The organism is Arthrobacter psychrolactophilus (genome assembly GCF_003219795.1).
GTDB classification, from domain to species: Bacteria; Actinomycetota; Actinomycetes; order Actinomycetales; family Micrococcaceae; genus Specibacter; species Specibacter psychrolactophilus.
This window is the reverse complement of sequence record NZ_QJVC01000005.1, coordinates 117,271-142,029: the sequence shown is the minus strand read 5'-3', so window position 1 is coordinate 142,029 and position 24,759 is coordinate 117,271. Positions and strand designations below refer to the sequence as shown.

22 protein-coding genes and 1 riboswitch are annotated in these 24,759 nt (G+C 60.4%); of the genes, 13 read left to right on the top strand and 9 right to left on the bottom strand.

The genetic code is table 11. The features are described 5' to 3' along the window. Nucleotides 1-247: 247 nt before the first annotated feature. Together CVS30_RS17955 and CVS30_RS08500 are read left to right on the top strand one after the other, a co-directional pair. Nucleotides 248-403 carry a hypothetical protein gene (locus CVS30_RS17955; RefSeq protein ID WP_181419742.1) on the top strand — a complete coding sequence of 52 codons (156 nt, stop codon included), beginning with the start codon at nucleotides 248-250 and terminating at the stop codon, nucleotides 401-403. Nucleotides 404-412: 9 nt separating this feature from the next. After that, a complete protein-coding gene (locus tag CVS30_RS08500; RefSeq protein WP_110484894.1) occupies nucleotides 413-718 on the top strand; it encodes a hypothetical protein in 306 nt (101 codons plus the stop codon). A gap of 119 nt (nucleotides 719-837) precedes the next feature. Here CVS30_RS08500 and CVS30_RS08495 read toward each other — a convergent pair whose 3' ends face one another. Continuing rightward, a complete protein-coding gene (locus CVS30_RS08495) occupies nucleotides 838-1,341 on the bottom strand; it encodes a ferritin (protein ID WP_110484893.1) in 504 nt (167 codons plus the stop codon). Between the two features lie 194 nt (nucleotides 1,342-1,535). Between CVS30_RS08495 and CVS30_RS08490 the strand changes: the two genes are divergently transcribed. From CVS30_RS08490 to CVS30_RS08460, 7 genes are all read left to right on the top strand, one after another. Beyond that, a complete protein-coding gene (locus tag CVS30_RS08490) occupies nucleotides 1,536-3,755 on the top strand; it encodes an NADP-dependent isocitrate dehydrogenase (protein WP_110484892.1) in 2,220 nt (739 codons plus the stop codon). A gap of 332 nt (nucleotides 3,756-4,087) precedes the next feature. Then, nucleotides 4,088-5,320, top strand: a complete 1,233-nt coding sequence (locus tag CVS30_RS08485; RefSeq protein ID WP_110484891.1) for a branched-chain amino acid ABC transporter substrate-binding protein — start codon at nucleotides 4,088-4,090, stop codon at nucleotides 5,318-5,320. Between the two features lie 143 nt (nucleotides 5,321-5,463). Further along, the gene (locus CVS30_RS08480; protein ID WP_110484936.1) at nucleotides 5,464-6,471 is read left to right on the top strand and encodes a branched-chain amino acid ABC transporter permease; all 1,008 of its coding nucleotides are present in this window, start codon (nucleotides 5,464-5,466) and stop codon (nucleotides 6,469-6,471) included. Beyond that, nucleotides 6,468-7,697 (top strand): branched-chain amino acid ABC transporter permease, encoded by a 1,230-nt coding sequence (locus CVS30_RS08475; protein ID WP_110484890.1) that lies wholly within the window; start codon nucleotides 6,468-6,470, stop codon nucleotides 7,695-7,697. The genes CVS30_RS08480 and CVS30_RS08475 overlap by 4 nt, the downstream gene beginning before the upstream one ends. Nucleotides 7,698-7,723: 26 nt before the next feature. Further along, nucleotides 7,724-8,587, top strand: a complete 864-nt coding sequence (locus CVS30_RS08470) for an ABC transporter ATP-binding protein (protein WP_220033895.1) — start codon at nucleotides 7,724-7,726, stop codon at nucleotides 8,585-8,587. Beyond that, nucleotides 8,574-9,287 carry an ABC transporter ATP-binding protein gene (locus CVS30_RS08465; RefSeq protein ID WP_110484888.1) on the top strand — a complete coding sequence of 238 codons (714 nt, stop codon included), beginning with the start codon at nucleotides 8,574-8,576 and terminating at the stop codon, nucleotides 9,285-9,287. The genes CVS30_RS08470 and CVS30_RS08465 overlap by 14 nt, the downstream gene beginning before the upstream one ends. 253 nt (nucleotides 9,288-9,540) lie before the next feature. Further along, nucleotides 9,541-10,086: a DUF6560 family protein gene (locus CVS30_RS08460; RefSeq protein ID WP_110484887.1), complete on the top strand. Its 546-nt coding sequence runs from the start codon at nucleotides 9,541-9,543 to the stop codon at nucleotides 10,084-10,086. Between the two features lie 110 nt (nucleotides 10,087-10,196). On the opposite strand, the gene CVS30_RS08455 is transcribed toward CVS30_RS08460, so the two are convergent. Then, nucleotides 10,197-11,294 carry a Gfo/Idh/MocA family protein gene (locus CVS30_RS08455; RefSeq protein WP_110484886.1) on the bottom strand — a complete coding sequence of 366 codons (1,098 nt, stop codon included), beginning with the start codon at nucleotides 11,292-11,294 and terminating at the stop codon, nucleotides 10,197-10,199. Nucleotides 11,295-11,422: 128 nt separating this feature from the next. Between CVS30_RS08455 and CVS30_RS08450 the strand changes: the two genes are divergently transcribed. Next, a complete protein-coding gene (locus CVS30_RS08450; protein ID WP_110484885.1) occupies nucleotides 11,423-12,109 on the top strand; it encodes a DNA alkylation repair protein in 687 nt (228 codons plus the stop codon). A 109-nt stretch (nucleotides 12,110-12,218) separates the two neighbouring features. Here CVS30_RS08450 and CVS30_RS08445 read toward each other — a convergent pair whose 3' ends face one another. From CVS30_RS08445 to CVS30_RS08420, 6 genes are all read right to left on the bottom strand, one after another. Beyond that, a complete protein-coding gene (locus tag CVS30_RS08445) occupies nucleotides 12,219-13,319 on the bottom strand; it encodes a substrate-binding domain-containing protein (protein ID WP_110484884.1) in 1,101 nt (366 codons plus the stop codon). A gap of 48 nt (nucleotides 13,320-13,367) precedes the next feature. Further along, complete coding sequence (gene mmsB / locus CVS30_RS08440) at nucleotides 13,368-14,639, bottom strand: multiple monosaccharide ABC transporter permease (protein WP_110484883.1); 1,272 nt, start codon at nucleotides 14,637-14,639, stop codon at nucleotides 13,368-13,370. Nucleotides 14,640-14,664: 25 nt separating this feature from the next. Next, a complete protein-coding gene (mmsA, locus tag CVS30_RS08435) occupies nucleotides 14,665-16,209 on the bottom strand; it encodes a multiple monosaccharide ABC transporter ATP-binding protein (protein ID WP_110484882.1) in 1,545 nt (514 codons plus the stop codon). A gap of 184 nt (nucleotides 16,210-16,393) precedes the next feature. After that, on the bottom strand, nucleotides 16,394-17,602 hold the full coding sequence (locus CVS30_RS08430) for an ROK family transcriptional regulator (RefSeq protein WP_110484881.1): 1,209 nt from the start codon (nucleotides 17,600-17,602) through the stop codon (nucleotides 16,394-16,396). 108 nt (nucleotides 17,603-17,710) lie between these two features. Then, nucleotides 17,711-18,247 carry a gamma carbonic anhydrase family protein gene (locus CVS30_RS08425; RefSeq protein ID WP_245934510.1) on the bottom strand — a complete coding sequence of 179 codons (537 nt, stop codon included), beginning with the start codon at nucleotides 18,245-18,247 and terminating at the stop codon, nucleotides 17,711-17,713. Between the two features lie 45 nt (nucleotides 18,248-18,292). After that, entirely contained in the window at nucleotides 18,293-19,297 is a 1,005-nt protein-coding gene (locus CVS30_RS08420) for an aldo/keto reductase (RefSeq protein WP_110484880.1), read from the bottom strand. Nucleotides 19,298-19,701: 404 nt separating this feature from the next. Here CVS30_RS08420 and CVS30_RS08415 point away from each other — a divergent pair, with 404 nt between their 5' ends. Further along, a complete protein-coding gene (locus CVS30_RS08415; RefSeq protein ID WP_245934517.1) occupies nucleotides 19,702-21,135 on the top strand; it encodes an amino acid permease in 1,434 nt (477 codons plus the stop codon). A 137-nt stretch (nucleotides 21,136-21,272) separates the two neighbouring features. Here CVS30_RS08415 and purU read toward each other — a convergent pair whose 3' ends face one another. After that, nucleotides 21,273-22,157, bottom strand: a complete 885-nt coding sequence (gene purU / locus CVS30_RS08410; RefSeq protein WP_245934509.1) for a formyltetrahydrofolate deformylase — start codon at nucleotides 22,155-22,157, stop codon at nucleotides 21,273-21,275. A gap of 41 nt (nucleotides 22,158-22,198) precedes the next feature. After that, a riboswitch (ZMP/ZTP riboswitch) is annotated at nucleotides 22,199-22,286 on the top strand. A gap of 180 nt (nucleotides 22,287-22,466) precedes the next feature. Here purU and glyA point away from each other — a divergent pair. Together glyA and CVS30_RS08400 are read left to right on the top strand one after the other, a co-directional pair. Continuing rightward, nucleotides 22,467-23,753 carry a serine hydroxymethyltransferase gene (gene glyA, locus CVS30_RS08405; RefSeq protein WP_110484878.1) on the top strand — a complete coding sequence of 429 codons (1,287 nt, stop codon included), beginning with the start codon at nucleotides 22,467-22,469 and terminating at the stop codon, nucleotides 23,751-23,753. Next, nucleotides 23,747-24,631, top strand: coding sequence for a bifunctional methylenetetrahydrofolate dehydrogenase/methenyltetrahydrofolate cyclohydrolase (locus CVS30_RS08400; protein ID WP_245934508.1), 885 nt, complete (start codon nucleotides 23,747-23,749; stop codon nucleotides 24,629-24,631). The genes glyA and CVS30_RS08400 overlap by 7 nt, the downstream gene beginning before the upstream one ends. The last annotated feature ends 128 nt before the right edge of the window (nucleotides 24,632-24,759 follow it).

Here is a 24,759-nt window from a genome sequence, read left to right as displayed (position 1 = left end):
GGGGCCCCATGGCTCAAGAAACGCATCACCAAAGCCTCACCTGACAAGCCCAAAGAACCCGACAACGATAGCTGAGCTGCCTGAATCGCTCGCCATCTCGGTACAGGATCATCCGTGAAGGGGCATGACGCGTAGGAACCTGTAGCGCAGCGGCTCCCCGGACCCCACGGCTTGGCCATCTGTGAGCTAGCTGACAGACTCAACAGACAGCGCAAACCATTTCAAGCGAACTAGGGGAGTACGCACCATGGCTATTGTTATTGGGATTTTTGTTTTGATCGTTGTCAGCTTGGGTGTTGTGCTGTTGCTGGGCCGCTTGCGACCCGCCAAGCAGAAGGCAGTGCCGCAGGAACATCTCCCGCACCCGGGCGCCCAGGCTATCCCTCCCGCAGACTCACGCTAGGAGCTCACTATGGGTGGATTCGAGGATTTTCTGCTCTCGGGAACGTTCTTTACCGTCTTCATGGCGGTCATCGTCCTTCTGATGGCGGCCGGGATAACGGTCACGGTCCTGACGCTCATTCGAGGCAAGGGCAAGGCAAAAAGCCATGTCCTTTTGGACGGTGATGACGACGGCTCCATGCGCCCCGCACCTCACACAGGATTCAATCCCGGACAGGAACTGCATCAGCAGGCCCATCAGCAAGCTATGCAACAGGCTCTGCTGACGCAATCACTGCATCAACCAGGGGTGAACGGCCCACCTCCCGGGCCGTAAAGACCCCCCTTAAACAAAACGCCGCACCACCTTCAGGCGTTAAAACCGTTTCGCTCCCTCAATGAGTGAGGGAGCGAAACGGTTTTAACGCCGTAAAGTGATGCGGCGTTGGGGGAAAATTACTCGCCGGATTCCTTGCGGGAGCCGAGCTCGGCGTCCAGACGCAGCAGGCCATTGCCGTCGGCGCCAATGAGGCGGACGCGGCCGATGATTTCTCCAACGGAAGCTTCCTCTTCAACCTGCTCTTCGATGAACCAGTGCAGCATGGGGATCGAATCGATATCACCCTCGGCCTGAGCTAGACGGTAGAGGTTGCGGATGGATTCGGAGACCTTCTGCTCGTGAGCCAAAGATGCCTCGAAGGCCTCAATCACGGAGTTGATCGTGACGTCCGGAGCCGTGATCGTGCCGATCTTCGGGGCAGCGTTGCGGTCGGTCATGTGGTCGGTGAACTTCTGTGCGTGCACGAGTTCCTCGGCCGACTGGGCCAAGAACCAGGCTGAGATACCGGGCAGATCCTGGACATCCATTTCGATGGCCAGCTGGCGGTAAACCACCGAGGCTTGGATTTCTAGCGTGATTTGGTCGTTGAAGGCAGCTGCGAGTTTTCCTGTGAGTTCCATAGCTCCAACGCTAAACGGCAAAGCGATTTCCTGCATCCTAAGTGAGGCTAAGTTCACTTAGGACAGCGTCACCTAAAACGTTTTCACCGAGGCGATAGCGGGCAAACGGGCACTCTCGGGTAAGTTAGGAGGGAAAGAAATATCACCAGATTCTCAAGTAATCCATTGAATTTTGCGCAGGAGACATCTCACCCATGGCTAAAATCATTTACACTCTCACAGACGAAGCGCCAATGTTGGCCACGTACTCACTGCTTCCGATTGTTGAGGCCTTCGCCTCGACAGCCGGTGTAGACGTAGAAACCAGGGACATCTCCGTATCTGCCCGCATCCTTGCTTCCTTTGGTGATTTCCTCACCGAAGACCAGCGCGTTGCCGACACCCTCGCAGAACTGGGCGCACTGGCTAAGAGCCCGGACGCCAACATCATCAAGCTTCCCAACATCAGTGCCTCGATCCCACAGCTGAAGGCAGCCATTGCTGAACTTCAGGGCCAGGGCTTCGCACTCCCGAGCTACCCGGACGATCCCTCAACGGATGAGGAAAAAGACGTTCGCGCTCGTTACGACAAGATCAAGGGCAGTGCCGTCAACCCGGTCCTGCGTGAAGGTAACTCTGATCGCCGCGCGCCTCTGTCGGTCAAGAACTACGCCAAGGCCAACCCGCACAGCATGGGTGCCTGGTCCGCGGACTCCAAGACCAACGTTGCCACCATGGACGACGGCGACTTCCGCCACAACGAGAAGTCCGTTGTCATCGAAGCCGATGACAAGCTGAAGATCCAGTTCGTTGCAGCCGACGGCACCACCACGGTCCTCAAGGAATCCGTGCCGGTACTGGCCAACGAAATCGTTGACGGCACCGTCATGCGCGCGGCAGCACTCGATGAATTCCTCGCCGCACAGGTGGCCCGCGCCAAGGAAGAGGGCATCCTGCTCTCGGCTCACCTCAAGGCCACCATGATGAAGGTTTCTGACCCCATCATCTTCGGTCACGTCGTGAAGGCTTACTTCCCGGAACTGTTCGCCAACTACGGTGAAGCGCTGGCAGCTGCCGGCCTGAGCCCGGCCAACGGTCTGGCCTCCATCCTCAACGGCTTGGGCGAACTGTCCGAGGACGTTCGCGCTGGCGTTGAGGCTGCCATCAAGAAGGGCTACGAAGAAGGCCCGGCTTTGGCCATGGTTGATTCCGACAAGGGCATCACTAACCTGCACGTCCCCTCCGACGTTATCGTTGACGCTTCCATGCCCGCCATGATCCGCACCTCGGGTCACATGTGGGGCGCCGATGGCGCCGAAGCAGACACCCTGGCAATCCTCCCGGACAGCAGCTACGCCGGCGTTTACCAGGTCACGATCGATGACTGCCGCAAGAACGGCGCCTTCGACCCGACCACGATGGGTACCGTTCCCAACGTTGGCCTCATGGCCCAGGCGGCTGAAGAATACGGCAGCCACGACAAGACCTTCGAACTCTCCGAAGCCGGAACGGTTCAGATCGTCAACGCTGCTGGCACCGTGCTGATCCAGCACGACGTCGAAGCCGGCGACATCTGGCGCGCCTGCCAGGTCAAGGACATCCCCGTCCGCGACTGGGTCAAGCTTGCCGTCACCCGCGCCCGCGCCTCGGCCACCCCGGCCGTCTTCTGGTTGGACGAGACCCGCGCACACGACGCCAACCTCATCGTCAAGGTCAACGAGTACCTCAAGGACCACGACACCGACGGCCTGGACATCCAGATCATGTCCCCGGAAAAGGCAACCGCCTTCACCCTGGAGCGCATCCGTCGCGGCGAGGACACCATCTCCGTCACCGGTAACGTCCTCCGCGACTACCTCACGGACCTGTTCCCGATCCTGGAACTGGGCACCAGTGCCAAGATGCTCTCGATCGTTCCGTTGATCGCAGGCGGTGGCCTCTTCGAGACCGGCGCCGGTGGATCTGCTCCCAAGCACGTCCAGCAGCTAGTCAAGGAAAACCACCTCCGCTGGGATTCCCTCGGTGAGTTCCTAGCGATCGCCGTGAGCTTCGAGCACCTCGCCGTCACCGAAGGCAACGCCCGGGCACAGATCCTGGCCGATACCTTGGACCGCGCCACGGGAACCTTCCTGCTGGAAGACAAGTCCCCGAAGCGCAAGGTTGGCGAGATCGACAACCGCGGCAGCCACTTCCACTTGGCCAAGTTCTGGGCCCAGGAACTGGCCGCTCAGAGTGTTGACGCCGAGCTGGCTGCGGCCTTCGCTGCCGTCGCCGCTGACCTGACCAGCAACGAAGACGCTATCGTCAACGAGTTGGCCATTGTCCAGGGCTCCCCGGTTGATCTGGGTGGCTACTACCGCCCCGACGCAGCCAAGGTTGCTGCGATCATGCGCCCGTCAGCTCTGCTGAACAAGGCCATCGCAACCCTGAGCTAGTTCCTTGCCCTCAGGGGCACCCACAAAAACCGACGTTCGCTTCCCTGGCTGGTGATTAATCGCCAGCCAGGGAGGCAAACGTCGGTTTTTTGCGTTAAAGCACGACGGCACCCCTCGCCTTGTGTTGATAAGCGGCCGGTGAGGGGGAAAATATTGCCGGGAACGCGCCGTCGTACTTCTTAAACGCAAAAAATCATCCGTTATCAGATCTTTACGCGATACTTGTGTTCCGGATCACAATCTAGAGGGTAGGGTCAAAACCATGTGAAGCCACAGCTCACGTGGAGCAACGGGACTCCACGGTGCCAGCGCTCACGGGGAAAGGTGGATCCATGAACCGCAAGAAAGTTATGACCACGCTCGCTACGGCCGCTACCTTTGGAATGCTCTTGGCCGGGTGTGCAAATACGGCTGCTCCCGAGGGCGGTAGCTCGTCTGCAGCTGGCGGAGGCTCGGCGATTAATATTCCGGCCCTGACGTCCATTGATACTCCCAAGGACGCGGTTCTTCCGGCAGGCGACGGGAAGGCCAAGTGTGCAGATACCACCACATTGGCCTATGTAGGCGCCCAGACTGGCCCCAACGCCCAGCTCGGCATCAATATTTTCAACGGTGTGCAGCTCGCAATCAATGAGCACAACGCCGCCAACCCGGACTGCCAGGTGCAGTTCAAGAAGTTTGACACTGAAGGCGACCCCAATAAGGCCACCGGCCCGGTCACCCAGGCAACAAAAGAAGAAGGCATCATCGGCGTTGTGGGTCTGCCCTTCTCCGGTGAATCCAAGGCCACAGGCAACATCTTCGAACAGGTCAAGCTGGTCCACGTGACCCCCGCAGCAACCAACCCGGGCCTGACCACCAACGGCTGGACCACCTTCTTCCGTGGACTGGGTAACGACGCAGTCCAGGGACCGGCCGCTGCCACGTTCATGACCGAGAAGCTCATGGCCAAGAAGGTCTACATCGTCCAGGATGACTCCGAATACGGCATCGGCTTGGGTGCCACCACAGCGGAAGGCCTCGGCGATGCCTTGGCCGGCACCGACAAGGTCACGCAGGGCCAGAAGGACTTCTCGGCCACGATCTCTAAGATCATGAGCTCCAAGGCAGATGCAGTCTTCTACTCCGGCTACTACGCCGAAGGCGCCCCGTTTGATCAGCAGCTCGTGAACAAGGGCTACACGGGAACGTTCATCGGCCCGGATGGGCTCAAGGATGACCAGTTCATCAAGCAGGCCGGTGACGCGTCAAAGAACGCTTACTTCACCTGCCCGTGCATCCCCGGTGAATTGCTGCCGACCTTCGCCAAGGACTACAAGGCGCTGGCCGGTATTGATCCGGGAACGTACTCCATCGAAGGTTATGACGCCGCAACCGTTCTGCTGTCAGGTATTGACGCTGGCAACCAGGATCGCGCGTCACTCCTGGAATGGGTCAAGACGTACGACAAGGACGGTCTGAGCAAGCACTACAAGTGGAACGACAAGGGCGAGCTGCAGTCGCCCACGGTCTACGGCTACAAGGTGGAGAACGGCAAGATTCTTCCCATCGGAGCTATCGGGTAGTAAACCCAACTGAGGAACGGTGCTGTGGGGCGGAACTTCGCCCCACAGCATTGTTCGTGTTCGTACCCATCAGCCCACCTTTTAAACGTGCGCCGGCCATGGCATGATCTGCCGGACGCCGTCCTAAGGAAATGGAAATTCCCATGATTCCAAGCATTCTTCTGGCCGCACCGCCGACCAGCGACTGGATCACGCTGGACTTTGCAGCGTTAGCTCAAAATTTCTGGTCCGCCACCTTCGATGGCCTGACCTTCGGCTCCATTTACGCGCTCGTGGCACTTGGCTACACCCTGGTGTACGGCGTTCTGAATCTCATTAACTTTGCCCACTCCGAAGTCTTTATCATGGGCTGCTTCGGCGTCTGGTTTACGCTGTCCTTCCTCGGCTTTGGCCCGTCGAACCCGAATCTGGCGGTCGGCGCCATCGTCATCAATCTCTTACTTGCGCTGATAGTCGGCATTCTGGCCTCGGCGCTCACAGCCTTTATCCTGGAGCGCGTCGCCTACAGACCGCTCCGGAAACGCAACGCACCCCGCCTGGTCTTCCTGATCACCGCGATCGGCGCCTCCTTCACCATCCAGTACCTGATCTACGTATGGCGCGGAGCAGTCCCGGAGCAGGCTCTGACCATGTTCAAGGTCACCCCGATCTTCGAGGTCTTCGGCACTTACATTTACAACGATCAGCTCTTGATTGTCACGGCAGCGGTCATCATGATGATCATCACCGAACGCTTCATCAGCAAGTCCCGCACCGGCCGCGGCATCCGCGCCGTGGCGCAGGATCCCGACACGGCCACCCTGATGGGCGTGAACAAGGAAAAGATCATCATCACCACCTTCGTGATCGGCGGCGTACTCGCCGGCGCGGCGGCGTTGTTCTACACCATGAAGATTCCCTCCGGCGTTGTGTACAACGGTGGGTTCATCCTCGGCATCAAGGCCTTCGCAGCAGCTGTTCTCGGCGGTATCGGCAACGTGCGCGGTGCGCTCCTTGGTGGTCTGCTGTTGGGCCTGATCGGTAACTACGGACAGATCCTGCTGGGTAACTCCCAGTGGACCGACGTTGTCGCATTCCTGGTACTGGTGTTGGTCTTGCTGCTTCGCCCGCAAGGAATCCTTGGCACCTCGCTTGGAAGGAGCAAGGCATGAGCATGTCAGATGGACCCAAGCCGCTACAGACCTCTAAGTCCGCACAGGGCACGGCCGAGGCCGAATCTCACGGTGTTCCTCCCGGATCGAGTGCCGCCGTGGCGCGCCCGCGCCGCACCTTCGGAGCCTGGAGCGACAAGTGGCGTGAAATGCCACGCACCAAGCAGTGGCTCGTGCTGCTGCCGGTTGTTGTTTTAGCCTTTCTATTGCCCCTCATGGACATCCCCTTGATCACGACCGAACCCGGCAACGACTGGCCGCTAGCCTGCCAGGCCATGGCCATCTTCGCGCTCGTAGCCGTGGGCCTGAACATTGTGATTGGCTACGCTGGCCTGCTCGACCTGGGCTATATCGCCTTCTTCGCCGTTGGTTCCTACACCGCGGCCATGCTGACCAGCCCAGACTCGGCCTTCATCAAGATCCCGTACCTGTGGACCATTCCCGTCGCGATCGCGGTGTCCATGTTTGTGGGTGTGTTGTTGGGCCTGCCTACCCTGCGCCTCCGCGGTGACTACCTGGCCATCGTGACCCTTGGTTTTGGTGAGATCGTGCGCATCCTAGCCACGCTCATCCCGGCCATGAAGGGTCAGCCCGGTTTCCAAAACGTTGGTCATCCGCCGGGAGTTGGCGACGACGGGGTGCCCGTTTTCGCTAACAATAACGGCACCCCCTGGTACTGGCTCACCCTTGTCATCTTGATCATCATTCTCTTCCTCGTGGGCAATATGGAGCGCAGCCGTGTTGGTCGCGCCTGGATCGCCATTCGCGAGGACGAGGACGCCGCCGAGACCATGGGCGTCCCCACCTTCAAATACAAGGTGTGGGCCTTCGCGCTCGGCGCCGGTGTCGGCGGGCTCGCAGGTGCCATCATGGGTGGTCAGGTTGGCTTTGTGAACAACCAGAAGTTCGACGTCGTCACCTCCATTTTATTTGTTGCGGCAGTTGTTCTGGGCGGCTCAGGCAACAAGGTCGGTGCCATCGTCGGTGGTGCCCTCGTGGCCTACATCCCGCTGCGCTTCACAGCCATCGCGGAGTACAAGTTCCTCATCTTTGGTGTCGCCCTGATCATCATCATGATCTACCGCGCCCAGGGTCTGGTTCCGGCACGCCAGCGTTTGCTGGCTTATGGCACCAAGGCTTATGCCGATGTGAAACGTAAATACGGCAAGGCGAGCCATCGAGCGGACACCACACCCCAATCAACTGCTGAGGGGGCATCATCATGAATGACGCACTAGATCCACAGGCATCCATGGACACCGAGGCCTTGGCTGCCGGGGGAGTAGACCTCGAGGTCGCCGAGACGGTTGCCCCGGAACGGTCCTTTGACGTTGAGGTGGGCGAGGATCTCGTCGAGGTGAAGAACCTGACCATGAAGTTCGGTGGCCTCGTGGCTATGGACAATGTCAGCTTCACCATCAAGCGCGGAGAAATTCTGGGTCTCATTGGCCCCAACGGTGCCGGTAAGACCACGTGCTTCAACGCCATGACAGGTGTCTACAAGCCCACGAGCGGACAGATACTCCTCGAGGGCCGGATGCTCAACGGCATGAAGCAGCACAAGATCACCCGTGCTGGTTTGGCCCGAACCTTCCAGAACATTCGCCTCTTTGCCGAGATGACGGCCCTGGAAAACGTGGTCGTGGGCCTGGACGCCCGTCACAAGACCAGTGTCATCGGGGCGCTGCTGCGTCTGCCACGGCACATCAGGGAAGAAAAGAGCGCCATCGAGCGAGGCATGGCGTTGCTGGAGTTCGTGGGTATTGCCGATCAGGCCGCAACCCTGTCGCGGCATTTGTCCTACGGCAGCCAGCGGCGACTCGAGATTGCCCGAGCCTTGGCCACGGACCCCAAGGTCTTGTGCCTGGATGAGCCCGCGGCCGGCTTCAACCCGGCCGAAAAAGAAGAGCTCATGTCCCTCATCCGGACCATTCGAGATGACGGCTACACCGTGCTGCTGATTGAGCACGATATGAAACTCGTCATGGGTGTCACGGACAGAATCGTGGTGTTGGAGTTTGGCAAGAAGATTGCTGACGGTAAGCCACACGATATCCGGGAAGATCCACGCGTGATTTCCGCCTACCTAGGGGAGCCTGAAGATGACTTTGCTTGAGATGAAGAACGTGTCAGTCCACTATGGGCGGATCGAAGCCATTCACGACATGTCCTTCACTGTGGAGGAGGGTGAGATTGTTTCTCTCATCGGCGCCAACGGTGCCGGGAAAACCACCACGATGAAGACCATCTCGGGGCTGTTGAATCCCTCCGGTGGCTCCATCAAGTTCATGGATGAAGACATCACGAAGATGAAGGCTCACATCCGAGTGGTGCAGGGTATCTCGCAGGCACCGGAAGGGCGCGGGATTTTCCCGGCCATGACGGTGCTGGAAAATCTAGATATGGGTACCTTTGGCCGTAAGGATCGCAGCGGAGTCAGCGACGACCTGGAGCGGGTCTTCACGCTGTTCCCTCGTTTGAAGGAACGCGAGAAGCAATTCGGTGGCACCATGAGCGGTGGTGAGCAGCAGATGCTCGCGATCGGCCGGGCACTGATGTCTCGGCCCAAGCTGCTGCTCCTGGACGAGCCCTCCATGGGGTTGGCACCGCAGTTCATCCGCCAGATCTTTAAGATCATCACGGAGATCAACGGCCAGGGCACCACGGTGCTCCTGGTGGAGCAGAACGCCAACCAGGCTCTGGCCCGGGCGCACCGTGCCTTTGTTTTGGAGACGGGCGCCATCACCCATAGCGGAACGGGTAAGGAACTGTTGGCTAATCCGGCCATCAAGGAAGCCTACCTAGGGGTGGGCTAGCCCAGACAGCAAAATGACACTGGTCGGGCTTGTCAGGTTTCTGACAAGCCCGACCAGTGTCATTTAATCCACCACAGCTCCCGTTGCTCGTCTCTCCAAGCGGGGGCCGCAGCAACATTTATCCACACGTCCCCGGTTTTCGGCACAAAGGCTGTTGAATAGTAGGCGAAAAGTATGTGTGGGCCGTCGAGGATGGAGCTCAGATCGTCTGGCGAACACCCACCACCAAAACCTGCATGGAAGGACGTTGGCGATGGATAACCCCGTGCTGCGTTATATTCTCATTTTCGGCGTGGTCGCTGTCATCGCATTCCTGGTATCCCTGCTCGCGGTGTGGTTCAAGAAGCATCCCAACCGTTCAAAAGGGAACAAGCGGCGGATCCGCATGCCGAAAGTAATTCCGTTTCTCGCCTGGCCTGTCCTCGTCGTGGGGCTGCTGGGACTCCTAGCCTCATTCGCGGCCTCATCCGAAGACGCCGTTGCGATGCCGATCGCTTTTGGTGTTGTGACGCTGGCGGGCGCGTACCTCTTGTTCATCTACCGCAATTGGTATGTTGACGTGGGCGATAACGAGATGGAATTCAGGACAACCTTCGGTAAGGAACACCAGCTCGCCTATCACGAGATCGTGAGCTACTCCTTCCGTGACCAAGGCTTTCAGAAGTTCTTGACTGTCCGTGGACCCAAGGGAGAAAAGCTCGACCTGAGTATTTCCCAGTACAACCTGCCACCGCTCATGGCAGCCATAAAGTTCCACTCTGAGCACGGCCGTTGGCCGTTGCCCGGTGAGCCTCGCTGACTCCTACCCCTTAAAACCCAACGAGGACGCAGGTGTTGGACGGAAAGTACCCGTTTCAGGTGTTCGCCGTCCAATAAACTGCGTCCTCGATGTATATGCGGGGAGGGACGCTAGATGTCCGTGCGGGTATCGTTGGTGTAGCTCAGGCCCAGCTGGCTGCGGACCTCGTCGAACAGTTCCATGATGGATAAGGAATCATCCAACGGCATGGTGGCGCTCTCGGTGAGCCCGGCCTGAATGCAACGGGTGACCTCGCGCAGCTGGTAGGTGTAGCCGCTGCCGGGTTCCTCGAAGGTTTCGGTGCGGGTCGCGCCGCCGGGCCCGGAGATGAAGAGTTCCTTCGGGTTGTTCAAGGAATTCACCGTCTCGATGTAACCCAGCGTGCCGGAGATCGTCGCACGGCCGGGGCCCTGTGAGACGAGCCCGCTGATGAGCTGGGCTTGGCTGCCGTTGGCATAGCTGAGCGTAATGGTGTTCAGCCCATCCACGCCAAAGGATGTCAACGAGCCGGTCGCGGCAACCTTCTCCGGCTGACCCAGCGTTCCCCACGCCCACAGCAAGGGGTACACCGTGAGGTCTAGGAGCGCTCCGCCGCCGTCGTTCGGTGCCCAGATGCGTAGGGCCGGGTCGTTGGGGGCCACAAAGCCCAGGTCTCCGCGGACCCACTTGATCTCACCGATCTCACCGGATGTGATGATCTCCAAAGCCCGCTGGAAGCCCGGCACAAAGCGGGCCCAGACGGCTTCCATGAGGAACAGGCCCTTGGCGCGGGCCAGCTCGATCAAGGCACGGGTCTCGGCCGAGGTGATGGTCAGGGCCTTTTCGCACAGGACATGCTTGCCGTTCTCCAGGGCGGCACGCACAATATCAAAGTGCTGGCCGTGCGGGGTGGCGACATACACCACGTCCACCTCGGGATCGGCGAGGAGCTGGAGGTGTCCGGGGGCAGCGGCACCGGAGGGTCCGCCGTCGAAATAGTGGGTGGTAAAGCCAAACTTGTCAGCGAACGCGGCGGCGCTCGTCTGGCTTCGTGAGCTCACAGCCTGCAAGACGGCGTCTTCCAGCAGGGCCAGGTCGGTGGTGACCGTAGTAGCAATATTTCCTGTGGCGATGACACCCCAGCGCAGGGGAGTGCCGGTGGCGGCGAGAGTTTCGGGATTGAAGGTGTTATACCAGTCGGGTCGGCCGACAAAACGGGGAATGGTCATTGGGATATTGTGCCAGCATCACAGCTCCCGCGGGGGAACATGACAAGCGCTTCGACACATGTCATCGAATGCGTTGTCTCACCTGCCCAGTAAGATGAAGAGCACCTGCTCGGGAATTGGAGAATGACATGACGACGCCGACTCAAACAACCACTACGGTGGCCGAGGTTTTAGCGGAATTGGCCGCCCTCGAGGATCCAAAGGCCCGCGCCATCAATGAACGGCACGGCGATGATCACGGCGTGAATCTGGGCAAGTTGCGGGCCCTCGCCAAGCGCCTCAAGCCCCAACAAGAGCTGGTTCCGGGGCTGTGGAGCAGCGGCAATACGGCTGCCCGACTCTTGGCGCTTCTCATGTGCCGTCCCAAGGACTTTAGCCTCGAGGAGCTGGACGCCATGCTGCGCGAGTCCCGCGTCCCGAAGGTGCAGGACTGGCTCGTGAACTATGTGGTTAAGAAGAGCCGGCACGTAGAACAGCTGCGTCAGGGATGGTTCACGGATCCCGATCCCGTGGTGGCCAGCGCAGGGTGGGCGTTGACGAGTGAACGCGTGGTGAAATCGCCTGACGGCCTCGAGCTCCCGGCCTTGCTGGACACGATCGAGGCCCACATGCGCGACGCCCCGGAACGCCTCCAGTGGGCCATGAACCACACCCTGGCCCAGATCGGGATCGAGAATGCGCAACTGCGCGCTCGAGCCATCGACATCGGCGAGCGGCTCGAGGTCCTGAAGGATTACCCCACGCCGCCTAATTGCACCTCGCCCTTCGCACCCCTCTGGATCACCGAGCTGGTCCGCCGGAAGGAAACGCCCTAGCCAACCACCCGCCATGGTACCGGGCATGCGAAAGGCCCTGGTCCGCCGTCGCCAATCAAGAACGACGGCGGACCAGGGCCTTACGCGATTAACTCGCCTTGGCTGGTGACTACTTGGTCAGCGGGCCAAGGATCTTGTCGTTGGCGAACTGCTCTGCAGCGTTAGCCTTCGTCACGATCTGGGGCGTCAGCAAGAAGGCCGGAACAACCTTGACACCGTTGTCGTAGGACTTGGGGTCGTTGATCTCGGGAGTCTTGCCGCCCTGCAGATCCTTGACCATCTGGATGGAGTGCTCAACGAGGGCGGTGGTGTCCTTGTTGATGGTGGAGTACTGCTCGCCAGCCATGATGGACTTGACGGACTCAACTTCAGCATCCTGGCCGGTCACCGTGGGGGTGGCCTTGCCGGCAGCCTTGACGGAGGTCAAGATGGCGCGGGCCAGGGTGTCGTTGGGGGAGAGCACGCCGTCAACCGTTGCGGAGCTGTAGCTTCCAACGAGGAGGGAGTCCATACGCTTCTGAGCGTTTTCTGCCTTCCAGCCCTGGGTAACTGCCTGCTCGAAGGACTTCTGACCGGAAACAACCTTGACGGTTCCGTCATCGATCTTCGGCTGGAGGACATCCATGGCGCCGTCGAAGAAGACCTTCGCGTTGGCGTCATCCGGGGATCCGGCGAAGAGCTCAATGTTGTACGGGCCTTCGGGCTTCTTAGCCTTCATGCCGTCCAGCAGAGCCTGACCCTGAAGCTGGCCAACCTTGAAGTTATCGTAGGCGACGTAGTAGTCAACGTCTGAGGTATTGAGCAGCAAACGGTCGTAAGCAATGACGGTCGCGCCGGCATCCTTAGCCTGCTTGAGCTGTGTGCCGAGCTGGCCGCCGTCAATAGCACCGACGATGATGACCTTGGCACCCTTGGTGACCATGGCGCTGATCTGGTTCTGCTGTTCGGATACGCCACCGTTGGCGAACTGAACATCAGCCTTGTAACCGGCGCCGGTCAGGCCGTCATTGAACAGGCTTTCTGCGAGAACCCAGTTTTCACTGGTCTTCTGGGGCAGAGCTACACCGATCAAGGAGTCAGCAGCAAAGCCAGCAGCGGCGGCGCTGTCGGAAGCTGCGGGGGTTTCTGCACGGCCACAGCCGGTCAGTGCCAGCGATGATGCGGCCAGGAGGACGGCCAGGGTTTTGACCGTCTTGTTGAGTTTCAACATGGTGCTTCGCTTTCTATTGGTTTTCGTAATTTTGAGGAGAGGAAGAATTTAGGCGTCAGTCTTGATGGTGCCCTTGAGCGGCTCAGCAACTTCAAGATCCGGGTTGCTGTTGTTACCGCCAAGCTTTTTCATCATGAAGCCGATGAAGGAGGGCTTGCCCTGGGACTTGTTGTAAACATCGAAGACGACGGCGGCCAACAGGACCAGGCCCTTGATGATCTGGGTCCAGTCGGAACCCACGCCCAGCAACTGCAGGCCGTTATTGAGCACGGCCATGACCAAACCACCGATCATGGAGCCCATCACGGTTCCCACACCACCGGTGACGGCGGCGCCACCGATGAAGACGGCGGCGATGGCGTCCAATTCCCAGCCAACGCCGTCGGACGGGCCGGAAGCGTTGGCGCGGGCAACGAAGATCATGCCGGCCAGACCGGCGAGCATGGACATGTTCAGCATGACCAGGAAGTCGGTGCGCTTGCTCTTGACTCCGGAGAGTGCGGCGGCGTGGCGGTTGCCACCCACTGCGTACACGTGGCGGCCAATCGTGGTGCGGGAGGAGATGAAGCCGTAGACCAGAACCAGGACACCGAGGATGATTCCCGGGATGGGGAAGGACGTGCCGGGGCGGCCGGTGGCGAAGAGGTAGGTGACGTACAGGATAACGGCGGCGAAGACAACGACCTTCACAACAGTGACCCAGAACGGCTTGACGTCGGAACCGAGGGCTACGGCGCGCTTGCGGCTACGCAGTTCGCCCCAAACGAGAGCGGCGACACCGATGAAGCCGATGAGCAGGGTGAGGTTGTTGTAGCCGGTGTTCGGGCCGATCTCGGGAAGGTAACCGGCGCCGATGGACTGGAATTCCTTGGGGACCGGGATGGTCAGGGACTTACCGAAGAGCTGGTTGGCGCCACGGAACAGCAGCATGCCTGCCAAGGTCACGATGAAGGCGGGAATGCCCACATAGGCCACGAAGAAGCCTTGCCACGCTCCGATCGCGGCGCCCAGGAGAAGGCCGACGACGATGCCTAGGTACCAGGGTAGGCCCCAGTCACGCATGGACAGGGCGACGACGATGCCCACAAACGCGGCAACGGAACCGACCGAGAGGTCAATGTGGCCCGCGATGATGACCAGCACCATGCCGATGGCCAGGATCAAGATGTAAGAGTAACCGTTCATCAAGTTGATGACGTTATCCGGGGTGAGGATCAGACCGTCTGTCTTGACCTGGAAGAAAGCGATCAGGGCGACGAGGGCAAAAATCATGCCGAACTGGCGTGAGTTACCGCCAAAGAGTTGTTTGATGATGTTCATGGGGTGTCCTTTTTCTTCCCTAGAGCTAGGCAGACTTAGTGGCAGCGGTCATGCGTTTCATCAACGATTCCTGGCTGGCCTGATTCTTATCGAGTACGCCGGTGATGGCGCCCTCAAAAATGGTGTAAATGCGGTCAGAGATGCCGAGGAGCTCCGGCAGTTCCGAGGAAATGACGATGACGCCCTTGCCCTGGTTCGCCAGCTCCTGAATGATTCCGTAAATCTCGTACTTGGCGCCCACATCGATGCCTCGCGTGGGTTCATCGAGAATGAGGAGATCGGGGTCGGTGAACATCCACTTGGCGAGCACCACCTTCTGCTGGTTTCCGCCGGAGAGTTTTCCAACACCCTCATCCACCGTGGGGGCCTTGGTGCGAAGTTGCTTGCGGTAGCCTTCTGCCACCGAGTACTCCTTGTCGCGGTCAACGACGGTGTTATTGGAGATGGCACCGAGATTTGCCGAGACCGTGGTGGTCTTGATGTCATCGAGCAGATTCAGACCCAGCGTCTTACGGTCTTCGGTCACGTATCCCAGTCCATGCTTGATGGCCGCAGGGACGTTGCGCATGGTGATCTCCTTGCCGTCCTTGAAGATCTGCCCGGAGATGTAGTTACCGTAAGAGCGGCCGAAGATGGAGCGAGCCAATTCGGTACGACCGGCGCCCATGAGCCCGGCAATACCGACGATCTCGCCGCGGCGGACGTTGAAGTTAGAACCCTTGCAGACCAGGCGGTCCGAGATCTGCGGGTGGCCCACAGTCCAGTCCTTAACCTCGAAGAAGATCTCGCCGATCTTGGGTGTGTGATCCGGGAAGCGTGATTCCAAGGTGCGTCCCACCATGCCGCGGATGATCCGATCCTCATCGACGCCGTCGGCCTTCACATCGAGGGTCTCAATGGACTTGCCGTCACGGATAATCGTGATGGAGTCGGAAACCTGCTCGATCTCGTTGAGCTTGTGCGAGATCATGATGCAGCTGATGCCCTTGGACTTGAGTCCGCGGATCAAATCCAAGAGGTGCTGGGAATCGGACTCGTTCAGGGCGGCCGTGGGCTCATCGAGGATGAGGAGCTTGACCGACTTGTTCAAGGCCTTCGCGATTTCCACGAGCTGCTGCTTGCCAACACCGATTTCCTTGACAGGAGTGTCGGGATCCTCGTTGAGGCCAACACGGGCCATCAGCTCCATGGTCCGCATCCGGGCCTCGGCCCAGTTGATGACACCAAAGCGGGTGGGTTCATTACCGAGGAAGATGTTCTCGGTGATGGAGAGTTCGGGGATCAGGGCTAATTCCTGATGGATGATAACAATTCCGGCGTTTTCACTGGCCCGGATGTCTTTGAACTCGCAGACGGAGTTCTGGAAGACAATGTCTCCCTGGTAGCTACCGAAGGGGTAGACACCGGAGAGAACCTTCATGAGGGTTGATTTGCCTGCACCATTTTCGCCACAGATGGAGTGGATCTCGCTGGCATGGACGGTGATAGATACTTCCGAAAGTGCCTTCACACCAGGGAATTCCTTGGTGATGGATCGCATCTCGAGAATGACGGGGTTCGCGGACACCATAATGCTTACGCCTTCCACAACTGACTTCTTTGTCTGTGCCCTACCAGATTCGCACTGGCGATTTGGGCTTCTTTGCCCGCGGAATTCAATTGTTACGCGGAGTACCAGTTCTAACCGGTACTCGAAAAGTAAACTAGATCACACGCTTGCGGTCAAGTCTTTAACGCTACGGGATGGTAACGGTTTAAGAAATGATGGAACTGGGCTCGTTTTGGAACACCAGTGCGGCCGCTCCGAGAGCCTCCGCACGGGAGGTGAGCTGCGACATTTTCAGCCCGATGCTTTCCCCAATAATCGGGACGGCATGGCGCAGAAGTCCACGTCGGATGGGGGCTAAGAAGAGCTCGCCGAGTTCCGTCAGCGGGCCACCAATGACAATGACATCGGGGCTGATCAGGTTGGCGACGTTGGCCAATGCACGCCCAATGGCCATGCCAGCGTCGTCGAGTACGCGCAGGGTAGCGGGGTCTCCGGCGTCAGCTTGGCGCAGGATATCTGCCGTGGAAATGGGGTGCTCGCTACCCCTGCTGAGCAGTTCCACCATGGTGGCCGTCGAGGCAACAGTTTCCAGACAGCCGCGGTTTCCGCAGCGGCAAATCATGCCGTGCTCATCGATGGTCACGTGGCCAATTTCGCCGGTGACGCCAAAGCTGCCGTGGAAGAGATGACCACCGAGAATCAGGCCCGAACCAATGCCAGTTCCAATCTTGATAAACATCAGATTCAAGGCATTGCCCATATCTCCCCAGGTGAGCTGTGCGAGGGCACCAAGATTGGCGTCATTGTCGACAAAGACAGGGATTTCCAGGGCCTTCTGAAGCTCACTGTGCAGGTTGATACCGACCCATTCAGGCAGGATGGCGCCCCGGATGACCTTGCCGCTGCGGCTATCGATAGGCCCGGGGATGCCGGCTCCGGCGCCGATGAGTTGGGAGCGGGAAATGCCTGCTTTTCTCAGGAGTTTATCCAGCAGGCGGGAGGCGGTCTGGATGCCTTCTGCCGCTTCGTGGCCGCGGGGGAGCGGAGCCTCTTCCTCCGCGAGAACGTGGTAGCCGGTGTTGGCGAGAACCACGCGCACATGGGTCCGGCCAAAGTCGATGCCGGCGGCAATGGCGCTGTCTCCGTTGTAGCGAACGGACATGGCCCGGCGCCCGGAGCTCGTGACGGGAGTGAGTGTAACCAGCTCAGCGGCGGCCATGCTCTTGACGATATTGGAGATGGTGGCGGTCGACAGGCCCGTACTGCGGGCGAGCTCGGCTTGAGTTGACGGTCCACCCTTGAGTAGCTGCTGCGTGATGCGCTGTTGATTGCGGCTGCGCAGAGCAGATTGTGAGCCCGGATTGCGGGCAGGCCTGTGGGCCGGCGTGGTGGTGGGCTGTTCGTCATCGAGCATACAAAAGACAATGCCTTATAGATCACATTGACGTCAAGAAGTGAACACAAGATGAATTGCTAAATACACTCTATGAACTGCTGATGACGCCCGCCGGCCCGGGAACTGCTAGTGCTGGACCTGCTTGTGCTTGCGGGCCAAATCTACGTAGTGGCTGGCGTTTTCGCGGACGTGTTCGAGCTCTTCGGCGCTAAGCTCACGGCGCACCTTGGCGGGCACCCCGGCGACGAGGGAACCGGGCGGAATGATGGCTCCTTCCAGGACGACGGCGCCTCCGGCCACGAGGGATCCGGCGCCGATGACGGCACCATTCATGATGGTGGCGCTCATGCCGATCAAACAGTCATCCTCCACCGTGCAGCCGTGGACAATGGCGCCGTGGCCCACGCTGACCCCGTTGCCCACCGTGGTGGGGAATCCGGGATCCGCGTGCAGCACCACATTGTCCTGCAGATTAGTGCCGTTACCGACCGTGATGGAGTTGGTGTCGCCGCGCATGACGACACCGTAGAAGGCGCTGGAATCGGCGCCGAGGCTGGCCTGACCAATGAGGACGGCCGTGTGCGCCACGAAGGCACTTTCATGAACGGTCGGCGTGTGGCCGTCCAAGGTGATCAATTGCTGCATGGCGGTTCCGTTTCTCATAGGGCGAATTCTCATGGGGTCAAGCGGGGATAAAGCAAGGTGCGGTTACCAGCGGGGGTGGATATCCGCCCGCAGTAAGGAATCGTAAATTTCCTGCACACCGGCGTTGAAGGCATCGCCCAAGGCTGGCAGTGAGCCTGCTGCGGTGTTGGCCTTGGCTTGCTCCGCGGACCGGGCGCCCGGGATGACGGAGGAGACGCCGTCGAGCTGGGCGAGCCAAGCCAGGGCGAACTGAGCCGTCGTGGTTTCCGGGCTCACGCCGTCGACCGTTTGAGCCAGAGCCGCAAAACGGGCGGCGGCCTCGAGCCCCACCGAATAATCGACGCCGGAGAACGTCTCGCCCACGTCAAAGTGGCTGCCGTCGCGGTTGTACGTGCGGTGATCATTCGCCGCGAAGGTGGTCGCGGCGGTGTACTTGCCGGTCAACAAGCCGCTCGCGAGCGGGACGCGGGCGATGATGCCCACGTTGGCGGCGCGGGCGGCGGGCAGAACGGCGTCGAGCGGCTTGAGGCGGAAGGCGTTGAGAATGATCTGGATGGTGGCCACATTGGGGCGGGCAATCGCGGCGAGGGCCTGCTCGCTCGTCTCAACGCTCAGGCCGTAATGGGCGATGGCGCCCTCGGCCACGAGGGTATCCAGCGCGTCATAAACCTCATCGGAATTCACGACGGCGGTGGGCGGACAATGCAGCTGCACCAGATCCAGGGTGTCCACGCCGAGGTTCTTGCGGGAGCGATCGGTCCACGCCCGGAAATTCTCTAGTGAGTAATTTTCCGGCAGCTGATCCATGCGGCGACCCATTTTCGTGGCAACCGTGATGCCATGATCGGCGCCGCGCTCCTTGAGGAAACGCCCAATCACCCGCTCGCTACGCCCATCACCGTAAACGTCGGCGGTGTCGAAGAAGGTCACGCCGGAATCCGCGGCAGCGGCCAGGACCTGATGCGCGTCGGCCTCGCTGACCTCACCCCAGTCGGCGCCCAGCTGCCAGGTACCAAGCCCGACGGCGGATACGGTGCGGTGTGTTTTTCCCAAGAGACGTGTTTGCATGACCCCAGCCTAGCCAATGGTCCTAGCGCGAGGTGCTGCGGGCGTGTCGTCTGTCGCGGCCGTGACACAATCCACTGTCTCTACCCCCAATACGACCGGTGGTTGGCCGGGGTAGCAGGATAAACTTGGATGTCGCTTGCCGCAGGCGATTCACCGCCGGACGCCGAGCCTATATTGCCCGACTGGCCCCATGACCTGATCGCCCACGGCGAGGAAAACGCTGCGGCACAGAACCGGAAAATGCAGGGCTGGCAGTCATATCTGCCCGCCACGCCACACAGAATGGAAACTTTGGGATGTCACCTATTGATGAGCCGAACACCGGAAAGGTGAGCTCACGCGGCGGCTCCGGCGCTGCTTTGGGACTAGGTCGCCAGCTGCTCCGGCGCAAACCCCTGGCGCAGATGGTCCACGAGGCTGGCAGCGGCACCGAAGGTCGCAAGCTTGTGCGAAGCTTCGGCGTTCTGCAGTTGACCATGATCAGCGTCGGCGCAACCCTGGGAACGGGCATCTTTGTGATCCTGGGTGATTCCGTGCCGATGGCCGGCCCTGCCATTTTCATCTCCTTCCTGATCGCCGGTGTTGCGGCGCTGCTCTCGGCTATTTCCTACGCGGAAATGGCCGGCATGGTGCCGGTCTCCGGTTCCAGTTATTCCTACACCTACGCCACGTTGGGTGAAGGTATGGCCTGGATCTGTGGTTGGTGTCTGGTGCTGGAATATGCGGTGTCCGTGGCTGCTGTGGCCGTGGGCGCTGGGCAATATGTCAACGAAGCTGTTGCCGGCGTGGGGTGGGTGTTGCCCGATTTCATGTCGCAGCCTCCAGGAGCCGGCGGTGTTCTGAACATTCCGGCCATGGTCATCGTGCTGTTGTCCATGGTGCTGCTGATGCGCGGCGCCAAGGAAAGTGCATGGGTCAACACCACCATCGTGTTCATCAAGATCGTGATCTTGCTGTTCTTCTGCGCTGTTGCCTTCACCGCATTCGATGCCGGCAACTTTGAGCCGCTGCTGCCCATGGGTACCGCCGGTGTCTCGGCCGCTGCCTCTCGCGTGTTCTTCTCCTACATCGGCTTCGATGCGGCCTCCACCGCGGGTGAAGAAGCCAAGAACCCGCAGCGTGACCTGCCCCGGGCCATCTTGTTGTCCATGGCGATTGTGACCTCAGTTTATGTCCTGGTGGCCGTTGCTGCCGTGGGCGCCCGCGACTGGACGTGGTTCGACGGCACGCAAGCCGCCTTGGTCCAGATCCTCCAGGAGATCACCAACCAGCCGTGGATCGCCGCGGTGTTCGCCATCGGTGCCGTGCTCGCTATTACTAGTGTTGTGCTGGCTGTGCTCTACGGGCAGACGCGAATTCTCGTCTCCATGTCACGCGATGGGCTGGTGCCCAAGGTCTTTGGCCGGATTTCCGCCAAGCGCGGCACCCCGGTGGCAGGTACCTTGATCGTGGGTATCGCCGTTGCGCTGACGGCCGGGCTGGTCCCGCTGGGCGCCCTGGCCGATGCAACGAGCATTGGCACCTTGTTCGCCTTCGCGCTGGTCAATGTCTCCGTCATCTACCTGCGCCGCAAGCGCCCGGAACTCAAGCGCAGCTACCGTGCAGCGTTCTACCCCGTGACGCCGATCCTCGGTGCGCTGATGTGCGTGTACCTCATGGTCAACCTCGGCGGCGTGACCTGGGTGGTGTTCCTGCTCTGGATGATCGTGGGTCTGTGCGCCTACTTCGGCTACGGTCGCAAGCACTCGCGGGTGGCCGCCCTGTCTCAGCATGACTACGAGACCCTGTCCGCCGCGCCCATCGAGCATGAGGTCTTTGCCCCCGAACAGCGCGCCTAGGCGGCTCATAAGGCTCGCTCACGGGCGAAAGCGCGTCCGGTCTCGATCGAGGTAGCCGGTGACCGCCGAGAACACGATTCTCGGCGGTCACCGGCTACCTCGGCGTTTAAGGACGGATAGCGGGGGCGCGCCCCGCCTTAGGCGAAGACGACCGTGCGGTGTCCGTCCAGCAGTACGCGGTGTTCGGCGTGCCACTGCACGGCCTGGGCTAGCGTGCGAGCCTCAACGGCGCGGCCCATCGAGACGAACTTCTCCGCCGAGTGCCCGTGATCTACGCGAATGACTTCCTGTTCGATGATCGGACCCTCATCCAGCACGGCCGTGACGTAGTGCGCCGTGGCGCCAATGATCTTCACGCCACGCGCATGTGCCTGGTGATACGGCCGGGCACCCTTGAACGAGGGCAAGAACGAGTGGTGGATGTTGATGGCACGCCCCGCCAAGGCGGTGCAGAGATCGTCGGAGAGTACCTGCATGTAGCGGGCCAGAACAACAAGTTCGACGTCGAGCTCGGCGACCAGCGCCAGTAACGCAGCCTCCGCCTCGGCTTTGGTGTCGGCAGTGACCGGGATGTAATGGAAGGGGATGCCGTAGAAATCGGCGAGCGGCTTCAAATCCATGTGGTTGGAGACGATGGCCGGGATTTCCACCGGCAAGGTGCCCGAACGCTGGAGGAACAACAGATCGTTGAGGCAGTGGGCGGCCTTGGAGGCCATGATCAAGGTGCGAACCGGGGCGCCGGTCGCGTTCAGGGTCCAGGTGAGCGAGAACTGCTCGGCAATCACGGCGAGCTGGTCATGCAACTGGGCATACGCCGTCGTGGTTTCCACGGCGACGCGCATGAAGAAGGTGCCCGTGACGGGATTGCCGTACTGCTGCGAGTCGGTGATGTTGCAGTTGGCCTCGAGGAGGGCGCCGGATACGGCATGGACAATGCCTGGCTGGTCAGCGCAGGAAAGCGTCAGCACATATCCGTGCGAGGCGGCCGGGGTGGTCACGGCGGAGGAATTCAAGTCAGTCACCTGTTTAACGTTACCGTTCAAAAGCCTCCCTGTACTACACTTGAGATCGTTGCGACTGGCGATGAGGTGGGACACCACCGGGGAGCAGCACGAGCTAAGACCTCACGATCGTACGCCTGGGACGCGAGGACACGTTTGCCAATGCAGTTACTTGGCCGTGTTAGTCAAGGAATCCGGTAGCTATGAATGTGTCACAGGAAAAATGCTGTGCGACATTCCTCCATATGGATCCGTAACTACGGCCAACAACTCATTAGCGATAACCTTTCCTAGAAGAGTTTTTTCGTGCTGTCCACTCAGGAGTCTGTAGTGTCTTTTTCCCCCACCCAGTCCGTGACCAATGCCCCGCTCTCCGAGCTCGATCCGGAAATTGCGGCCGTCCTCAAGGACGAGCTTGCCCGCCAGCGCGACACGCTGGAAATGATCGCTTCTGAAAACTTTGCTCCCCGCGCGGTGCTTGAAGCTCAGGGCTCCGTTCTGACCAACAAGTACGCCGAGGGCTACCCGGGTCGTCGTTACTACGGCGGTTGCGAAGCCGTTGACGTAGCCGAGAACCTCGCCATCGAGCGCGTCAAGGCCCTGTTCGGCGCCGAGTACGCCAACGTTCAGCCGCACTCCGGTGCCCAGGCTAACGCTGCAGCACTCGCCGCCATGATCAAGCCCGGCGATAAGATCATGGGCCTGTCCCTGGCTCATGGTGGTCACCTGACCCACGGTATGAAGCTGAACTTCTCCGGCAAGCTGTATGAGGTTGCCGCGTACGAAGTTGAACCCGATACCTTCCGCATCGACATGGACAAGCTGCGTTTGCAGGCCATCGCCGAGAAGCCTCAGGTCATCATCGCCGGCTGGTCCGCCTACCCGCGCCAGCTGGACTTTGCCGCGTTCCGCGCCATCGCCGACGAGGTTGGCGCACTACTGTGGACCGATATGGCTCACTTTGCCGGTCTCGTTGCCGCAGGGCTGCACCCGAACCCGGTGCCGTACTCCGACATCGTCACCTCCACGGTCCACAAGACCCTCTCCGGCCCGCGTTCGGGTGTCATCTTGGCCAAGAAGGAATGGGCCAAGAAGATCAACTCCTCCGTGTTCCCGGGACAGCAGGGCGGCCCGCTCATGCACGTTGTCGCCGCGAAGGCAGTGGCCTTCAAGGTTGCCGCCGGTGAAGAATTCAAGGAACGCCAGGCCCGCGTGCTCGAAGGTGCCAAGATCATCGCCGAGCGCCTGACCGCTCCCGACGTGACCGAGGCCGGCGTGTCCGTGCTGACCGGTGGCACCGACGTGCACCTGGTCCTCGTTGACCTGCGTAACTCTGTTCTGGACGGCCAGCAGGCCGAGGACCTCCTGCACAGCGTTGGCATCACCGTGAACCGCAACGCCGTTCCCTTCGATCCTCGCCCGCCGATGGTCACCTCCGGTCTGCGCATCGGTACCCCGGCGCTGGCCACGCGTGGCTTCGGTGCTCCGGAGTTCACCGAGGTTGCCGAGATCATCGCCGAAGCCCTCAAGGGTGGCGCAGATGTTGACGCCCTGAGCGCCCGCGTCAAGGCCCTCGCCGCCAACTTCCCGCTGTACCCCGGACAGGAAGAATGGTAAATCGCATGACTGCTCAAATCCTTGACGGCAAGGCTACCGCCGCTGCCATCAAAGCCGAGTTGACCCAACGTGTGGCTGCCCTCGCGGCCCGCGGAGTCACCCCGGGTCTGGGTACTATTTTGGTTGGCTCGGATCCGGGCTCCCAGTGGTACGTAGGCGGAAAGCACAAGGACTGCGCCGAGGTCGGCATCAAGTCCATTCGTATCGATCTGCCCGAGACGGCCACCCAGGACGAAGTTCTGGCCGCCGTGCGTCAGCTCAATGAGGACCCGGCCTGCACCGGTTACATTGTGCAGCTGCCCTTGCCTGCGCACATTGACCAGGACGTGGTGCTGGAAGCCATCGACCCGGACAAGGATGCTGATGGCCTGCACCCCATGAACCTGGGGCGTTTGGTTGCTAACGTGAACCGTCCCATGACGTCGCCACTGCCGTGCACACCCAAGGGTTGCATCGTGTTGTTGGAGCGCCACGGGATTTCCCTCAACGGTAAGCGTGTTGTGGTGGTTGGCCGCGGCGTCACGATTGGCCGGCCCATGGGTCTGCTGCTGACCCGCCGCGACATCAACGCCACCGTGGTTCTTGCGCACACCGGAACACAGGATCTGGCCGCTGAATTGCGCGAGGCCGACGTGGTGGTTGCCGCTGCTGGCGTGGCGCACATGATCAAGGCCGCTGACCTGAAGCCCGGAGCTATCGTGCTCGATGTTGGCGTCAGCCGCGTCGACGATGGCAACGGCAAGGCAGTTGTCACCGGAGACGTGGAGCCCGCAGCCGCCGAGGTGGCTAGCTGGATCTCCCCGAACCCGGGAGGCGTCGGTCCCATGACCCGCGCCATGCTGCTCGCTAACGTGGTTGAGGCCGCGGAGCGCGCATAGCACTCTAGTTGCTCCCAAGGAGGTCGACGGCGGAACGTAGGTTCCGTGCGTCGACCTCTTTTTGCTTTTGCTAGGAGAATTCGACACCAGTGGCACATCCCCACCGCTTCCGTCGGTTGACTCGCCAC

What these genes read in the sequence shown, in the direction of transcription:
- CVS30_RS17955 (WP_181419742.1), top strand. Translation starts at nt 248, where the DNA reads ATGGCTATTGTTATTGGGATTTTTGTTTTGATCGTTGTCAGCTTGGGT.
- CVS30_RS08500 (WP_110484894.1), top strand. Translation starts at nt 413, where the DNA reads ATGGGTGGATTCGAGGATTTTCTGCTCTCGGGAACGTTCTTTACCGTC.
- CVS30_RS08495 (WP_110484893.1), bottom strand. Translation starts at nt 1,341, where the DNA reads ATGGAACTCACAGGAAAACTCGCAGCTGCCTTCAACGACCAAATCACG.
- CVS30_RS08490 (WP_110484892.1), top strand. Translation starts at nt 1,536, where the DNA reads ATGGCTAAAATCATTTACACTCTCACAGACGAAGCGCCAATGTTGGCC.
- CVS30_RS08485 (WP_110484891.1), top strand. Translation starts at nt 4,088, where the DNA reads ATGAACCGCAAGAAAGTTATGACCACGCTCGCTACGGCCGCTACCTTT.
- CVS30_RS08480 (WP_110484936.1), top strand. Translation starts at nt 5,464, where the DNA reads ATGATTCCAAGCATTCTTCTGGCCGCACCGCCGACCAGCGACTGGATC.
- CVS30_RS08475 (WP_110484890.1), top strand. Translation starts at nt 6,468, where the DNA reads ATGAGCATGTCAGATGGACCCAAGCCGCTACAGACCTCTAAGTCCGCA.
- CVS30_RS08470 (WP_220033895.1), top strand. Translation starts at nt 7,724, where the DNA reads ATGGACACCGAGGCCTTGGCTGCCGGGGGAGTAGACCTCGAGGTCGCC.
- CVS30_RS08465 (WP_110484888.1), top strand. Translation starts at nt 8,574, where the DNA reads ATGACTTTGCTTGAGATGAAGAACGTGTCAGTCCACTATGGGCGGATC.
- CVS30_RS08460 (WP_110484887.1), top strand. Translation starts at nt 9,541, where the DNA reads ATGGATAACCCCGTGCTGCGTTATATTCTCATTTTCGGCGTGGTCGCT.
- CVS30_RS08455 (WP_110484886.1), bottom strand. Translation starts at nt 11,294, where the DNA reads ATGACCATTCCCCGTTTTGTCGGCCGACCCGACTGGTATAACACCTTC.
- CVS30_RS08450 (WP_110484885.1), top strand. Translation starts at nt 11,423, where the DNA reads ATGACGACGCCGACTCAAACAACCACTACGGTGGCCGAGGTTTTAGCG.
- CVS30_RS08445 (WP_110484884.1), bottom strand. Translation starts at nt 13,319, where the DNA reads ATGTTGAAACTCAACAAGACGGTCAAAACCCTGGCCGTCCTCCTGGCC.
- mmsB (WP_110484883.1), bottom strand. Translation starts at nt 14,639, where the DNA reads ATGAACATCATCAAACAACTCTTTGGCGGTAACTCACGCCAGTTCGGC.
- mmsA (WP_110484882.1), bottom strand. Translation starts at nt 16,209, where the DNA reads ATGGTGTCCGCGAACCCCGTCATTCTCGAGATGCGATCCATCACCAAG.
- CVS30_RS08430 (WP_110484881.1), bottom strand. Translation starts at nt 17,602, where the DNA reads ATGCTCGATGACGAACAGCCCACCACCACGCCGGCCCACAGGCCTGCC.
- CVS30_RS08425 (WP_245934510.1), bottom strand. Translation starts at nt 18,247, where the DNA reads ATGAGAAACGGAACCGCCATGCAGCAATTGATCACCTTGGACGGCCAC.
- CVS30_RS08420 (WP_110484880.1), bottom strand. Translation starts at nt 19,297, where the DNA reads ATGCAAACACGTCTCTTGGGAAAAACACACCGCACCGTATCCGCCGTC.
- CVS30_RS08415 (WP_245934517.1), top strand. Translation starts at nt 19,702, where the DNA reads ATGGTCCACGAGGCTGGCAGCGGCACCGAAGGTCGCAAGCTTGTGCGA.
- CVS30_RS08400 (WP_245934508.1), top strand. Translation starts at nt 23,747, where the DNA reads ATGGTAAATCGCATGACTGCTCAAATCCTTGACGGCAAGGCTACCGCC.